Origin of the sequence: Stutzerimonas tarimensis (assembly GCF_042648805.1) — a bacterium.
GTDB lineage: Bacteria > Pseudomonadota > Gammaproteobacteria > Pseudomonadales > Pseudomonadaceae > Azomonas > Azomonas tarimensis.
Window position 1 is genome coordinate 490,274 of sequence record NZ_JBHRXZ010000024.1, and the last position, 14,080, is coordinate 504,353.

13 protein-coding genes are annotated in these 14,080 nt (G+C 65.4%); 10 read left to right on the plus strand and 3 right to left on the minus strand.

What is annotated here, in order from left to right; all coding sequences use genetic code 11:
• Positions 1 to 9: 9 nt before the first annotated feature.
• Positions 10 to 303, minus strand: coding sequence for a BolA family protein (locus ACFOMF_RS16140; protein WP_386366740.1), 294 nt, complete (start codon positions 301 to 303; stop codon positions 10 to 12).
• Positions 304 to 569: 266 nt separating this feature from the next.
• Here ACFOMF_RS16140 and ACFOMF_RS16145 point away from each other — a divergent pair, with 266 nt between their 5' ends.
• Positions 570 to 1,955, plus strand: coding sequence for a class II fumarate hydratase (locus ACFOMF_RS16145; RefSeq protein WP_386366742.1), 1,386 nt, complete (start codon positions 570 to 572; stop codon positions 1,953 to 1,955).
• A gap of 13 nt (positions 1,956 to 1,968) precedes the next feature.
• Here the strand turns inward: ACFOMF_RS16145 and pap are convergent, their stop codons facing one another.
• Positions 1,969 to 3,462: a polyphosphate:AMP phosphotransferase gene (pap, locus tag ACFOMF_RS16150; protein ID WP_386366744.1), complete on the minus strand. Its 1,494-nt coding sequence runs from the start codon at positions 3,460 to 3,462 to the stop codon at positions 1,969 to 1,971.
• Between the two features lie 90 nt (positions 3,463 to 3,552).
• Between pap and mnmC the strand changes: the two genes are divergently transcribed.
• From mnmC to ACFOMF_RS16165, 3 genes are all read left to right on the plus strand, one after another.
• Positions 3,553 to 5,511 (plus strand): bifunctional tRNA (5-methylaminomethyl-2-thiouridine)(34)-methyltransferase MnmD/FAD-dependent 5-carboxymethylaminomethyl-2-thiouridine(34) oxidoreductase MnmC, encoded by a 1,959-nt coding sequence (mnmC, locus tag ACFOMF_RS16155; RefSeq protein ID WP_386366746.1) that lies wholly within the window; start codon positions 3,553 to 3,555, stop codon positions 5,509 to 5,511.
• Between the two features lie 72 nt (positions 5,512 to 5,583).
• The gene (locus ACFOMF_RS16160; RefSeq protein ID WP_386366748.1) at positions 5,584 to 5,745 is read left to right on the plus strand and encodes a hypothetical protein; all 162 of its coding nucleotides are present in this window, start codon (positions 5,584 to 5,586) and stop codon (positions 5,743 to 5,745) included.
• A complete protein-coding gene (locus tag ACFOMF_RS16165; RefSeq protein ID WP_386366750.1) occupies positions 5,742 to 6,026 on the plus strand; it encodes a metal-sensing transcriptional repressor in 285 nt (94 codons plus the stop codon). The genes ACFOMF_RS16160 and ACFOMF_RS16165 overlap by 4 nt, the downstream gene beginning before the upstream one ends.
• Positions 6,027 to 6,051: 25 nt before the next feature.
• Here ACFOMF_RS16165 and ACFOMF_RS16170 read toward each other — a convergent pair whose 3' ends face one another.
• Positions 6,052 to 6,516 carry a MarR family winged helix-turn-helix transcriptional regulator gene (locus tag ACFOMF_RS16170; RefSeq protein WP_386366752.1) on the minus strand — a complete coding sequence of 155 codons (465 nt, stop codon included), beginning with the start codon at positions 6,514 to 6,516 and terminating at the stop codon, positions 6,052 to 6,054.
• 196 nt (positions 6,517 to 6,712) lie between these two features.
• Between ACFOMF_RS16170 and ACFOMF_RS16175 the strand changes: the two genes are divergently transcribed.
• From ACFOMF_RS16175 to ACFOMF_RS16200, 6 genes are all read left to right on the plus strand, one after another.
• On the plus strand, positions 6,713 to 8,485 hold the full coding sequence (locus ACFOMF_RS16175) for an N-acetylglutaminylglutamine amidotransferase (RefSeq protein WP_386366754.1): 1,773 nt from the start codon (positions 6,713 to 6,715) through the stop codon (positions 8,483 to 8,485).
• Positions 8,486 to 8,495: 10 nt separating this feature from the next.
• On the plus strand, positions 8,496 to 10,241 hold the full coding sequence (gene ngg, locus ACFOMF_RS16180) for an N-acetylglutaminylglutamine synthetase (RefSeq protein ID WP_386366756.1): 1,746 nt from the start codon (positions 8,496 to 8,498) through the stop codon (positions 10,239 to 10,241).
• Between the two features lie 80 nt (positions 10,242 to 10,321).
• Entirely contained in the window at positions 10,322 to 11,521 is a 1,200-nt protein-coding gene (locus tag ACFOMF_RS16185) for an osmoprotectant NAGGN system M42 family peptidase (protein ID WP_386366758.1), read from the plus strand.
• 60 nt (positions 11,522 to 11,581) lie between these two features.
• Positions 11,582 to 11,809, plus strand: coding sequence for a YheU family protein (locus tag ACFOMF_RS16190; RefSeq protein WP_386366760.1), 228 nt, complete (start codon positions 11,582 to 11,584; stop codon positions 11,807 to 11,809).
• A 131-nt stretch (positions 11,810 to 11,940) separates the two neighbouring features.
• The gene (locus tag ACFOMF_RS16195) at positions 11,941 to 13,221 is read left to right on the plus strand and encodes a serine/threonine protein kinase (RefSeq protein WP_386366762.1); all 1,281 of its coding nucleotides are present in this window, start codon (positions 11,941 to 11,943) and stop codon (positions 13,219 to 13,221) included.
• A 25-nt stretch (positions 13,222 to 13,246) separates the two neighbouring features.
• Positions 13,247 to 13,999, plus strand: a complete 753-nt coding sequence (locus ACFOMF_RS16200) for an MlaA family lipoprotein (protein ID WP_386366871.1) — start codon at positions 13,247 to 13,249, stop codon at positions 13,997 to 13,999.
• The last annotated feature ends 81 nt before the right edge of the window (positions 14,000 to 14,080 follow it).

Genomic DNA, 14,080 nt, shown 5'->3' on the forward strand with positions numbered 1-14,080 from the left:
GGGGATCGATCAGTGCCCGCCGGCGCAGGCCGGGGAAGCAGGTGCCTGCCCCTGCAGGGACCATTCCTCGGGGGTGTAGGTGTGCAGGGCGAGCGCATGGATCTGCCCCATCAGCTCGCCCATCGCGGCATAGGCCTTCTGGTGACGCTTGACGCTGTTGAGCCCGGCGAACGCTTCGCTGACCACCACCGCCTTGTAATGGGTTTCCAGGCCCCGGCTGTGCATATGGCTCTCATCGAGAATGTCCAGGTGCTGCGGCTGCAGGGCCTGGAACGCGGCGACAATCTGCTCTTGCTTGGACATGCCTGTCTTCCTCTGGGACTGGTTGGATTCTAGTTCAGCGGGCAGCTGCGCTCGCGTACCCCGCCTGAAGTCGAAGGCAAGCCGCTGCTCCAATTACAGCGGACTAGACTCCTACTGACTGACAGAGACCGAACAGGCTGCAGTTTGCGCACAAAGATCGCCATTCTGCGCCCTCGCCCCGCCGTGCTCAAGGACAGCGCATCGGCACCGCGGGAACCCCTCCGCCCGCTGCCGCACCTAAGCTGCATACCCCGAGGAGCACATCCATGAGCAGAACCGAAACCGATAGCATCGGCCCCGTCGAAGTCCCCGAACAGGCTTACTGGGGTGCCCAGACCCAGCGCTCGCTGATCAATTTCGCCATCGGCGACCAGCGCATGCCGCTCGAGGTCATCCACGGCCTGACGCTGATCAAGAAGGCCGCCGCGCGGATCAACGACCGCATCGGCGACCTCCCGCCGGATCTCGCCCGGCTGATCGAACAGGCCGCCGACGAAATTCTCGCCGGCGAACACGACGACCAGTTTCCCCTGGTGGTCTGGCAGACCGGCAGCGGCACCCAGAGCAACATGAACGTCAACGAGGTCATCGCCGGACGCGCCAACGAGCTGGCCGGAGGCGAACGCGGCGGCAAGAGCCCGGTGCACCCCAACGACCACGTCAACCGCGCGCAGAGCTCCAATGACTGTTTTCCCACCGCCATGCACATCGCCGCCGCGCGCGCCGTGCATGACCAGCTGCTGCCCGCCATTGGCGAGCTTTCCGGCGGCCTCGCCGAACACGCCGCGCGCCACAACGACCTGGTCAAGACCGGCCGCACCCACCTGATGGACGCCACGCCCATTACCTTCGGCCAGGAGCTCTCGGCCTTTGTCGCCCAGCTCGACATTGCCGAGCAGGCGATTCGCCAGACATTGCCTGCGGTGTACGAACTGGCCCAGGGCGGCACCGCAGTGGGTACCGGGCTGAATGCACCCAGGGGTTTCGCCGAAGCGGTCGCCGCGGAGATTGCCGCACTGTCAGGGCTGCCGTTCGTCTCGGCGCCAAACAAGTTTGCCGCTCTTGCGGGCCATGAGCCGCTGGTGGCCCTTTCCGGCGCGCTCAAGACGCTTGCCGTGGCGTTGATGAAACTGGCCAACGACCTGCGCCTGCTGGGCTCGGGCCCACGCGGAGGATTGGCCGAGGTTCGCCTGCCGGCCAACGAACCGGGCAGCTCGATCATGCCCGGCAAGGTCAACCCCACCCAGTGCGAGGCGCTGTCCATGCTCGCCTGCCAGGTGATGGGCAACGACGCCGCACTGAGCTTCGCCGCGAGCCAGGGCCAGCTTCAGCTGAACGTGTTCAAGCCGGTGATCATCCACAACCTGCTGCAGTCGATCCGGCTGCTGGCCGATGGTTGCCGCAATTTCAACGAGCACTGCGTGATCGGGCTGGAGCCGGATGCTGCGCGCATGGCCGAGCATCTGGAGCGCGGCCTGATGCTGGTCACCGCGCTGAACCGCCACATCGGCTATGACAGCGCGGCGGAAATCGCCAAGAAAGCCTACGCCGAAGGCAAGACCCTGCGCGAAGCCGCCCTGGAGCTCGGGCACCTGAGCAACGAGGAGTTCGACCAGTGGGTACGGCCGGAGCAGATGCTGGCACCGGAGTGATCACTGCGCGCGTTCAGCCGTCCTGGCCGAACGCGCGTTCCAGGGCCTCGTTGAGGGTACGCAGCACCTTGATCCGGGCATAGCGCTTGTCGTTGGCCTCGACCAGCGTCCAGGGCGCATCACGGGTACTGGTGCGCGTCACCATGTCATCCACGGCCTCGACATAGTCGTCCCATTTTTCCCGGTTGCGCCAATCTTCATCGGTGATCTTGAAGCGCTTGAAGGGTGTCTTCTCCCGCGCCTTGAAACGTTCGTACTGGGTGTCACGGTCGATCGCCAGCCAGAACTTCACCAGAATGGTGCCGGCTTCGGTGAGCTGCTCCTCGAACGCGTTGATCTCGCCATAGGCACGCTGCCAGTCAACCGGCGCGGCAAAGCCTTCGACCCGCTCCACCAGTACCCGGCCGTACCAGGAGCGGTCGAAGATGGTGAATCGTCCATGCGGCGGTACGTGCCGCCAGAAGCGCCACAGGTAGGGATGCGCCAGCTCCTCGTCGCTCGGCGCGCCGATCGGCACCATGCGGTACTGGCGCGGGTCGAGGGCATCGGCCACCCGACGGATGGCGCTGCCCTTGCCGGCCGCGTCGTTGCCTTCGAACACCGCCACCAGGGCATGGCGTTTCATCTTCGGGTCGCGCATCAGGCGGGACAGGCGCGCCTGCTCGGTGAGCAGCTGCTGCTGGTAGCCGGCCTTGTCGAGGCGCTGCGACAGGTCGAGGCTGTCGAGCAGTCGGCGCTGGTCGAGGCCGTTGCCGACCCGCGCCGTTCCGCCGACGTCCCGGCGGTCCTTGCGACGCGCTTTCAGCGCATCCTGCAGACTGGCCAGCAGGATGCGGCCGACGGTGAGGCTGCGATAGTAATGATCGAAACCTTCCACCACATGCCAGGGCGCCCGCTGACAGTTGGAGCGCTGCACCATGCGCTGACCGTGGCGGACGAAATCCTCGTAGATCCGCGACTGGTGCCAGTCCAGCGGGCTGATACGCCAGCTGTGTTGCGGATCGTCCTCGAGCTCTTCGAGCCTGGCGTTCATCCGCTGCTGCGAGAGATGGAACCAGAACTTGAGCACCAGCGCGCCCTCGTTGCAGAGCATCTGCTCCAGCGCCACGGCCTCGTCCAGAGCATGCTCGAAGCCAGCTTCGTCCAGCGTACCGGCGACTCGCCCCTGGAGCATCTGGCTGTACCAATTGCCAAAGAACACGCCGATCTGCCCCTTGGCCGGCAGCTGTCGCCAGTATCGCCAGGCCGCCGGACGGGCCTGCTCCTCGTCACTGGGATGCTCGAAGCTGGTGACCTGGATATGGCGCGGGTCCATCCACTCGTGGAGCAGCTTGACCGTCTCGCCCTTGCCGGCACCCTCGATGCCGTTGATGAGGATCAGCAAGGGGAAATCGCCCTGTGCCTTGAGGTCGAACTGCGCCTGCAGCAGCGCCTCGCGCAGCGCGGGCACCTCGGCGTCGAAGGTTTTCTTGTCGATCCTGTGGCCGAGCTCGGCGGATTCAAACATGGCGTCTCTCCTGCACTTCATTCGGGTGTCATGCGCCTGCGCAACGGTGCCCGGCGTCGCTACAATGCCGGCGGTTTTCCGGAGGTAGCGATGCCAGATCCCCGCCATGCCCAGCTTGACTGGGACCCACAGGGCCAGCCCCTGTCGCGCCAGTTCGGCGACGTCTACTTTGCCCGCGATGACGGTCTGGGCGAAACCCGCCATGTGTTTCTCGAGGGTAACGAGTTGGCGACCCGCTTCGCCAGCCTGGGGCACGGCCGGCTGGTGATCGGCGAGACCGGCTTCGGCACCGGAATGAATTTCCTCTGTGCCTGGCAGCTCTTCGAGCAGACCGCGCCGGAGGGCGCCCGGTTGCATTTCGTCAGCGTCGAAAAGTACCCGCTGACCCTGGACGACCTGCGCCGTGCGCTGGCGCTCTGGCCCGAACTGAAAAGCTGGTCGGAGCGCCTGCTCGACGGCTACGTCGCCCTTCATCCCGGTTTTCAGCGCCTGGTGTTCGACCAGGGCCGAGTCACCCTGACCCTGCTGATCGGTGATGTGCTGGAGCAGTTGCCTGAGCTTGACGCGCGGGTCGACGCCTGGTTTCTCGACGGCTTTGCCCCGGCGAAGAATCCCGACATGTGGACCCCGGCCCTGTTCGCGGAACTGGCCCGGTTGTCGGCGCCCGGCGCCACGCTGGGCACCTTCACCAGCGCCGGGTTCGTTCGCCGCGGCCTGATCGAGGCCGGCTTCGAGATGCGCCGGGTGCCGGGATATGGGCGCAAGCGGGAGATCCTGCGCGGCGTCTTCGCTGGTCCCGGGCTTGAACATCGCCCCGCCTGGTTTAGGCCACCGGCCTTGCCCCGGGGCTCACGCCGCGCGCTGGTGATCGGTGCGGGCCTGGCCGGCTGCGCCAGCGCCGCCAGCCTGGCCGCCCGCGGCTGGCAGGTGCAGGTGCTGGAGCGCCATGGCGAACCTGCCCAGGAGGCATCGGGCAATCCACAGGGCATCCTCTACCTGAAGCTCTCGGCGCACGGCACGGCCCTGAGCCAACTGGTGGTCGCCGGCTTCGGTCATACCCGGCGCCTGCTGGAGCGGTTGCAGCAAGGGCGCGACTGGTCCGCCTGCGGCGTTCTGCAACTGGCCTTCGATGACAGGGAAGCGGCCCGCCAGGCCCGGCTCGCGGAGGTCTATCCCGGACTTACCGAGCTGCTTGACCGGGCTACGGCCGAGCGTTTGGCGGGCATCGGGCTGCCGGCTGGCGGTCTGTTCTTTCCCGAAGCGGGCTGGCTGCATCCTCCGGCTCTGTGCCGGGCATTGCTCGATCGGCCGGGGATCGAACTGCTGCGCCACCATCAGGCCCTGAGCCTGGAACGCACGACAGAAGGTTGGCAGGCGCTTGCCGAGGACCAAGTGCTCGCCGAAGCCCCACTGGTGGTGCTCACAACGGGGGCCGACAGCAACCGCTTCGCACAGACCACCTGGCTGCCCCTCAAGCGCATTCGTGGGCAGATCACCTGTCTGCCCATGACCCCGGCCAGTGCAGGGCTGGCCACGGTGCTCTGCGCCGAAGGCTACGTGGCGCCGCCGCGGGACGGCGCGCACACCCTGGGCGCCAGCTTCGCCTTTGATGCGACAGACCTCACACCCACGGCAGCCGAGCACCAGAGTAACCTCGGCCTGCTCACGGCCCTCTCCACCGACCTTTCCGAGCGGCTGGAGGCCCAGGCGCTGAACGCCGACAGCCTGGCCGGACGCGCGGCCTATCGCTGTACAAGCCCGGATTACCTCCCGCTGGTGGGCCCGCTGGCCGATGCCGAGGCCTTCGCCAGCGCGTACGCGGTGCTGCGCAAGGACGCCCGGCAGCGCCCGCAAACCCCTTGCCCCTGGCTCGAGGGCCTCTACATCAATGCAGCCCACGGTTCGCGTGGCCTGATCACTGCTCCGCTGAGCGCGGAACTGCTCGCGGCCTGGATCGAGGACGAACCTGTGCCGCTGCCGCGCTCGGTGGCACAGGCCTGCCATCCCAGCCGTTTCCTCTTGCGCCGCCTGATCCGCAACGAAGGCTGAACGGTCTTGCGAGGCGCCACGGCCCCACGCGATACTCCCAAGGGTATATCTTCCGGCCTGGAGGGATGATCGATGAAATTTCGCTTGTCGCTGGCACCGGCAAGCCCCGCCTGGCTTGCCACGCCAGCGCTCGCCGCGGTCGTCGAAAGCCGTTACCCTCAGGATCAGGCGCTCGGCTTCAGGCAGGAAGACCTGCGCGGGGCCTTTACACCGAGCCGCGAGGTAGCGCGATGAAGGTACCGCTTGACGGGCAACAGGCCCAGGCCCAGCAGCGTGATGCCATGCTCAAAAGACTGGCCCGGGTCGAGGGGCAGATCCGCGGCATCCAGGCGATGATCCGCCGGGAGGAGGATTGCGAGGCCATCGCCCAGCAGTTTTCCGCGGCCCGCAAGGCCCTTGACCGCGCCTACCAGGAGATGCTGGTGTGCCTCGTCGAGGAAACCGTGCTGAGCCCGCAAAGCGACTCCCAGGAAACCATGGCCCGGGTGCGCGCGATCTTCACCAAGTACACCTGAGTCCGCGTCGCCCCTACCTCTGGTGCTATTCCATCTCTCCACACAGCTCCGCCGCGCGCAACAGCGCAGCCGTCAGGCCGTGCCGTTCCCACTCGGGCAAGGCGGAAAACCGCGCGCAGAACTCCGGCGGCAACAAGGGCGGCGCCTGTTCGAGCAGTTGTCGGCCGTTGTCGCTGATCAGTAGCCACTGCCGGCGCCGGTCCAGGTCGTCGCGCTGACGCTGCAGCAGGCCACGCTCTTCGAGTCGGTCGAGCAGGCCCGACAGTGTCGCGGGCGTCAGGCTGACGAAGCGACTGAGTGCCGAAGCGGTCATCTTGCCCTCGCCCTGAAGGATCCTGAGGATCATCAGTTGCACCGGCGTCAGCCCACCATAACGGGCAAGCCGCTTGGCGTGCACCTCCGCGTCTTGCTGCAAACGCCGCATGGCGCGTAGCAGACCGAGCTCAAACGCCGATATGTTCGTTTCAACTGAAACCTTTTTTCCGAACATTTCTCCATACCCAGCCGTCAATCAACTTTGACATCAAATCATTATTTTGTTTTGGTGTACAACTTGAAGAGCAGTGCAGCGGCTTGCGCCAAGGGCAGCTGCAGGCGTCTTTGCAAACCAAATACGCCTGTCCGAAAGTCTGAACTCGCTTTCAGGACCTCAGTCTCAATCCCCAACGGCAAACCCGGTAAGGACTATGTGCGGCATAGCTGGAGAACTACGTTTCGATAATCAACCAGCCACCCTTGCGGCGGTTGAACGCATCACTCACCACCTGACTGCTCGCGGCCCCGATGCCTGCGGCTTCCATAGCCAGGGTCCGCTGGCCTTCGGCCACCGTCGATTGAAGATCATGGATCTCTGCGAGGCTTCGGGCCAGCCGATGATCGACCCGGACCTGGGTCTGTCGATGGTCTTCAATGGCGCCATCTACAACTACCCGGAATTGCGCGCGGAATTGGAAGCCCTCGGCTACCGATTCTTCTCCGACGGCGATACCGAGGTGCTGATCAAGGGCTTCCACGCCTGGCGCGAGGCCTTGCTGCCGCGCCTGAACGGCATGTTCGTGTTTGCCATCTGGGAGCGAGACAGCGGCCAGCTGTTCATCGCCCGCGACCGCCTCGGCGTCAAGCCGCTGTACCTGAGCCGCACCGACAAGCGCCTGCGCTTCGCCTCCTCGCTACCGGCCCTGCTCAAGGGCGGCGACATCAGCGGTGAGCTCAATCCGGTCGCGCTGAATCACTACATGAGCTTTCATGCGGTGGTGCCGGCACCTGACACCCTGATCGCCGGCATCGAAAAACTGCCGCCTGCGACCTGGATGCGCTTCGACAGCCAGGGCCGCCGCAGCCAGCAGACCTGGTGGACCCTGCCCTTTGGCGCCCGCCCCGAAGAGGAGAAGTACAGCTTCGACGACTGGAAACAGCGCGTGCTCGATACCATGCGCGACGCGGTCGCCGTGCGCCAGCGCGCCGCGGTGGACGTCGGCGTGCTGCTGTCCGGCGGCGTCGACTCGAGCCTGCTGGTGGGCCTGCTGCGCGAAGCCGGTGCGGCGGAGAACCTGCTGACCTTCTCGATCGGCTTCGAAGACGCCGGCGGCGAGCGCGGCGACGAATTCAAGTATTCGGACATCATCGCCAACCACTACCAGACCCGCCATCATCAGCTGCGCATCCAGGAGCATGAAATCCTCGAGCAGTTGCCGGCCGCCTTCCGCGCCATGAGCGAGCCGATGGTCAGCCATGATTGCATCGCCTTCTACCTGCTCTCGCGAGAGGTCGCCAAGCATTGCAAGGTGGTGCAGAGCGGCCAAGGCGCCGACGAGCTGTTCGCCGGTTATCACTGGTATCCGAAGGTGGACGGATCGGACGACGCCGTAGCCGCCTATCTGGAATCCTTCCGCGACCGCAGCTACGAGGAGTACGCCTCGCTGATGCAGGACAGGTGGGTCCAGGGCGATTTTTCCGGCGACTTCGTGCGCAATCACTTCGCCCAGCCCGGCGCCGACGCGGCAGTGGACAAGGCGCTGCGCATCGACAGCACGGTGATGCTGGTGGATGACCCGGTCAAGCGCGTGGACAACATGACCATGGCCTGGAGCCTGGAGGCGCGCACGCCGTTCCTCGACTACCGGGTCGCCGAGCTCTCGGCACGCATCCCGGCCAAGTACAAGCTGCCCGAGGGCGGCAAGTACGTCCTCAAGGAAGCGGCTCGGCAGGTGATTCCGGCGGAGGTGATCGATCGGCCCAAGGGCTATTTTCCCGTGCCTGGTCTCAAGCATTTGCAAGGCGCCACCCTGGACTGGGTTCGCGAGCTGCTGATGGACCCGAGCCAGGATCGTGGTCTATACCAATCCAAGGCCATCGAACAATTGCTGGCCGATCCGGATGGGCAACTCACTCCGCTGCGTGGTTCCAAGCTGTGGCAGTTGGCGGCGCTCAACCTCTGGCTAAGCGAACAAGGCCTCTAAAGGAGCATCCATGCAGAAGTCGCAAGCCTACGGTCAGCGCCTGTTGCGCGGCCAGACGCCGAGCTACCAGCGCTTGCAGGCGCGTCTCGCCGAAGACGGACTGCCGGTTTCCACCGCGCCGGTCTCGCTGCATTGCGGCTGGGGTCGCATCCTCATCGGGCATACCTACCCCGACGCCGCGACCCTGGCCCACGACCTCCTGAACGAGGCGCCCGGCGAGCGCGACATCGCGCTCTACGTGGCGGCGCCACAACAGGTGCTCGCGCAGTCACCACAACAGCTGTTTCTCGACCCGTCCGACACTTTTCGCCTGTGGTTTTCCGACTACCGGCCAGCACGCCGCAGCTTTCGTGGCTTCGTCGTGCGGCGCCTGCAGTGCGAGGCCGACTGGACCGCGATCAACAGCCTGTACCAGTCACGCCACATGTTGCCGGTCGACCACCGGCTGTGTACGCCCTATCAGGATGGCGGACCGGTCTACTGGCTGGCCGAAGACGAGAACTCCGGGCAGATCCTCGGCAGTGTCATGGGCCTTGACCACCGCAAGGCCTTCAACGACCCCGAGGACGGCTCCAGCCTCTGGTGCCTGGCAGTCTCGCCCACCTGCCCGCGCCCTGGCGTAGGTGAAGGGCTGGTGCGCCACCTGGTCGAGCACTACATGAGCCGCGGCCGTGCCTACCTGGATCTGTCGGTGCTGCATGACAACCTCCAGGCCAAGGCGCTCTACGCCAAGCTGGGCTTTCGTGACCTGCAGACCTTCACGGTCAAGCGCAAGAACATCATCAACCAGCCGCTGTTTCTCGGCCCGGGTCCGGAGGCGCACCTCAACCCTTACGCACGGATCATCGTCGACGAGGCCCGCAAGCGGGGTATCGAGGTACATGTGGATGATGCCGACGCCGGTCTCTTCACGCTCTCCCACGGCGGCCGCAAGGTGCGCTGCCGCGAGTCGCTGTCGGACCTCACCTCTGCCGTCGCCATGACGCTCTGCCAGGACAAGTCGCTGACCCATCGCTGCCTTTCCCACGCCGGACTCAAACTGCCGGCGCAGCAGCTGGCAGGGACCGACGAGGACAACGCGGCGTTTCTGGAAAAGTACGGCAGGGTGGTGGTCAAGCCGCTCGATGGCGAACAGGGTCATGGCGTAGCCGTGGACATCACCGACGAGGACGAACTGGCCGCGGCCATCGAGCGCGCCAGCCGCTTCGACAGCCGCGTCCTGCTGGAAAGCTTCCACCCTGGAGACGACCTGCGCATCGTGGTGATCGGTTTCGAGGTTGTCGCCGCCGCCATCCGCCGCCCGGCCCAGGTGATCGGTGACGGACGCAACACCATCGGCGCCCTCATCGAAGCCCAGAGCCGCCGTCGCGCGGCCGCTACCGGCGGTGAAAGCCGCATCCCCCTGGATGAAGAAACCAAGCGTTGCCTGCAAGGGGCGGGGGTGACCTTCGATACCGTTCTGGATGAAGGGCGACAACTGGCCGTGCGGCGCACCGCCAACCTGCACACCGGCGGCACCCTCGAGGATGTCACCGACCAGCTGCATCCGGTACTGGTCGAAGCGGCGATCCGTGCCGCACGCGCCCTCGATATCCCGGTGGTGGGCCTGGACCTTCTGGTTCAGGACACTGGCCAGCCGGACTATGTATTCATCGAAGCCAACGAGCGGGTCGGTCTGGCCAACCACGAGCCGCAGCCGACTGCCGAACGCTTCATCGACCTGCTCTTCCCGCTCAGCCAGCAGCATCCCGGCTGAGCGAAGACCGCGGGCCGGCACACTGCCCTGCAGAGTCCGCGTGTCTGCCGCGGTCTCTCGTTTTATCGCAAGGAATCCCCATGCTCGCAAAACTGCCCGAACCCGATCTCCACTACCTGCAGCGGGTTCTGCTGGAAATGCTCGCCATCCCCAGCCCGACCGGATTCACCGACACCATCGTGCGCTACGTTGCCGAGCGGCTTACAGAGCTCGGCATTCCCTACGAACTGACCCGACGCGGCACCATCCGCGCTACGCTCAAGGGCCGTCGTTACAGCCCCGACCGCGCCGTGTCGGCGCATCTGGACACCATTGGCGCCATCGTCCGCGAGATCCACGACAATGGCCGCCTGGGCCTGGCCCCGGTGGGCTGCTGGTCGAGCCGCTTCGCCGAGGGCAGCCGCGTCAGCGTCTTCACCGACAGCGGCGTGATACGCGGCAGCGTGCTGCCGCTGCTGGCCTCCGGGCACGCCTTCAACACCGCCGTGGACGAGATGCCGGTGAGCTGGGACCACGTCGAACTGCGCCTCGATGCCTATACCTACAGCCGCGACGAAACCTGTGCGCTGGGCCTCAACATCGGCGACTTCGTGGCCTTCGACCCACTGCCGGAGTTTACCGAGAGCGGCTATATCAGTGCACGCCACCTGGACGACAAGGCCGGCGTAGCCGCGCTGCTCGCTGCCCTCAAGGCGGTGATCGACAGCGGCCGCGAGGCCCCGATCGATTGCCATCCACTGTTCACCATCACCGAGGAAACCGGTTCTGGTGCCGCCGCGGCCCTGCCCTGGGATGTCAGCGAATTCGTCGGCATCGACATTGCGCCTTCGGCCAAGGGCCAGCAGTCCACCGAACATTCCGTCAGTATCGCCTTGCAGGATTCCGGTGGGCCCTACGATTACCACCTGTCCCGGCACCTCCTGAAGCTGGCTGGCCAGCACGAGATCGCCGCCCGCCGCGATATCTTCCGCTACTACCACAGCGACGCGCAGTCGGCGGTCACGGCCGGGCACGACATCCGCACGGCGCTGATCGCCTTTGGCTGCGATGCCACACATGGCTACGAGCGTACCCACATCGACAGCCTGGCAGCCCTGACCCGGCTGATCTGTGCCTACATGCTCAGCCCGCCGGTGTTTTCCAGCGACTCGGTCTCCGAGCGCGACTCGCTCGAGCGCTTCAGCCACCAGCTCGAGCACGACGCACAGATGGAAAGCGAGACCCGAGTGCCCGCGGTCGACACCTTGCTGGGCAAGAACCACAAGACCACCGACAATTGACCTTGCAGCGCTGGTCGTCCCCAGGCAGATTAGCGCCCCCCTCCTCGGCCCCTCCCTTCCATGCTGATACCCCCTGACAGCCTCCAAGCCGACACCCTGACCCGCCTGATCGAAGACTTCGTCACGCGCGACGGCACCGACAACGGCGACGAGACGCCTCTGGAGACCCGCGTGGCGCGCGTTCGCCAGGCGCTGGACAAGGGCCTGGCCGTTATCGTGTTCGATGCCGACAGCGGTCAGTGCCAGCTCGCCCTGAAGCGCGATGTGCCGCGCGAGTGGCTGGACTGACCCTCCTCGAACACGCCGGATGGTACAAAGGACACCGCAGGTCGTAATTCCGAGTTGAGCGCTGGGGCACCCGGCCCCATGATGAAGGTCCTAACCCCACGCGATTCGTCCATTGCCCAGAGGGACCTGTAATGCTCCGCCTGTACGCTCTGCTTGCCGGCTTGCTGTTCAGCACGGCGCCGCTGGCCACTGCGTTCGACCCCTCCGACTACGGCTATCCGCTGACCAACCCCTTCGAAGCGACCCTGGCCAACACGCCGGCGCACCTGCAGGCGCCGATGCCGGCCATCGACGCGATCGACCAGGGCGACTACAGCCTGCGGCTGCGTCCCGAGCGGGAGCACTCATTGCCGGACAACTTCTGGCCGGTAACCTCGCTGCAGTATCGCTTGGCACGGCAGAGCGGTCCCGCGCCGCTGATCTTCGTCATCGCCGGTACGGGTTCGCGTTACGACAACGGCACCATGGAATCGCTCAAGCGAGTGTTCTACGGCGCGGGCTACCATGTGGTCCAGCTCTCCTCGCCCACCAGCTACGACTTCATGGCGGCCGCCTCGCGCCTGGCCACGCCGGGCTATTCGGCGGAAGACGCCAGGGATCTCTACCGGGTGATGCAGGCGATCCGCGCACAGCAGGCGGACCTGGCGGTCACCGAGTTCCACCTCGCCGGCTACAGCCTCGGGGCGCTCAACGCCGCCTTCGTCAGCCATCTCGACGAACGCCTTGGTCAGTTCGCCTTCAAGCGCGTACTGATGCTCAACCCGCCGGTCAACCTGTCCACCTCGGTGCGCAACCTCGACCGCCTGGTACAGACCCGCGTGGACACCGGGGACAACTTCTACGAGCAGGTGCTTGAAAGGGTCACCCGATTCTTCCAGGAGCGCGGCCAGATCGATCTGGACGAAGCCCTGCTGGTGGAGTTCCAGCGCTCGGACCATAGACTCAGTGACGAACAACTGGCGATGCTCATCGGCAGCGTGTTTCGCCTGGCGGTCGCCGATATCGCCTTTACCTCCGACCTGATCAACCGACGAGGCCTGATTACCCCGCGAGACGCCCGCCTGACCATCGGCACCAGCCTGGAGCCCTTTTTCCGCCAGGCGCTGTGGTGCGACTTCGATTGCTACATGACCAAGCAGCTGGTTCCCTGGTGGCGCGAGCGCTTCGATGGCGGCAGCCTGACGCAGCTGACCGACCAGGTGAGCCTCTATGCGCTCGAGGACTACCTGCGCGAACAGACCAAGATCGCCGTCATGCACAACGCCGATGACTTCATCCTCGGGCCTGGAGACCTGGGCTTCCTGCGCCGCACGATGGGCGACCGCCTGACCCTGTATCCACGCGGCGGGCACTGCGGCAACCTGCTCTACCGAGACAACGTGAACCACATGCTGGAGTTTCTCCGTGGCTGACAAGCGCCGACTGATCGCCCCGCTCGTGCTTGCACTCGTCTGTGCCAACGCCGGGGCCCAGACCCCACTTGCCGAAGCCGACGAGGATGGCTTCGTCGATCCGCTGCGGACGCTCGACTTCAACCCCGACTTCGATCAGCAGGTCTTCGAGTTCTCCACGTCCGACGCGCTGGATGTGGACGACCCCTTCGAGCGCTTCAACCGACGCATGTACCACTTCAACTATCGTCTCGACCAGTGGGTCATGCTTCCGGTGGTGCGCGGCTATCGACACGTCACCCCGAGCCCGGTACGCACCGGGGTGAGCAACTTCTTCAATAACCTGCGCGACATCAGCAACCTTGCCAACAGCGTGATGCAGCTGAAGGTCGAGCGCTCGATGCGCACCACTGCAAGATTGCTGTTCAACACCATTCTCGGCGTCGGCGGGCTCTGGGATCCAGCCACCCGCATGGGGCTGCCGCGCCAGCCGGAAGACTTCGGCCAGACCCTCGGCTCCTATGGCGTGCCAAGCGGGCCCTACCTGGTGCTTCCGGCGTTCGGGCCGTCCAACCTGCGCGACGCCACCGGCCTTCTGGTGGACTATGGCCTGGAGCGGTCGATCAATTTCCATGGCTACCACCATGCCACGAGCGAGTACCCGGTCCTGTATGGGCTCAGGACGGTCGACCTGCGCCATACCACGCCCTTTCGCTACGGCCAGCTGAACTCGCCCTTCGAGTATGAGCAGGTTCGCTACATCTATAACCGGGCACGGCAGATTCAGATCCTGGATTGATCGAACCCTTCGATCAATCCAGCCCAAAACTCGGCAACATCTTCGAAGCTGCAAGCGTAGGCTTTGGTTCATGACCTCTTG

Coding starts and splice junctions, on each gene's coding strand:
- ACFOMF_RS16170 (WP_386366752.1), bottom strand. CDS start 6,516: ATGTTCGGAAAAAAGGTTTCAGTTGAAACGAACATATCGGCGTTTGAG.
- pap (WP_386366744.1), bottom strand. CDS start 3,462: ATGTTTGAATCCGCCGAGCTCGGCCACAGGATCGACAAGAAAACCTTC.
- ACFOMF_RS16160 (WP_386366748.1), top strand. CDS start 5,584: ATGAAATTTCGCTTGTCGCTGGCACCGGCAAGCCCCGCCTGGCTTGCC.
- ACFOMF_RS16175 (WP_386366754.1), top strand. CDS start 6,713: ATGTGCGGCATAGCTGGAGAACTACGTTTCGATAATCAACCAGCCACC.
- ngg (WP_386366756.1), top strand. CDS start 8,496: ATGCAGAAGTCGCAAGCCTACGGTCAGCGCCTGTTGCGCGGCCAGACG.
- ACFOMF_RS16145 (WP_386366742.1), top strand. CDS start 570: ATGAGCAGAACCGAAACCGATAGCATCGGCCCCGTCGAAGTCCCCGAA.
- mnmC (WP_386366746.1), top strand. CDS start 3,553: ATGCCAGATCCCCGCCATGCCCAGCTTGACTGGGACCCACAGGGCCAG.
- ACFOMF_RS16190 (WP_386366760.1), top strand. CDS start 11,582: ATGCTGATACCCCCTGACAGCCTCCAAGCCGACACCCTGACCCGCCTG.
- ACFOMF_RS16195 (WP_386366762.1), top strand. CDS start 11,941: ATGCTCCGCCTGTACGCTCTGCTTGCCGGCTTGCTGTTCAGCACGGCG.
- ACFOMF_RS16185 (WP_386366758.1), top strand. CDS start 10,322: ATGCTCGCAAAACTGCCCGAACCCGATCTCCACTACCTGCAGCGGGTT.
- ACFOMF_RS16140 (WP_386366740.1), bottom strand. CDS start 303: ATGTCCAAGCAAGAGCAGATTGTCGCCGCGTTCCAGGCCCTGCAGCCG.
- ACFOMF_RS16165 (WP_386366750.1), top strand. CDS start 5,742: ATGAAGGTACCGCTTGACGGGCAACAGGCCCAGGCCCAGCAGCGTGAT.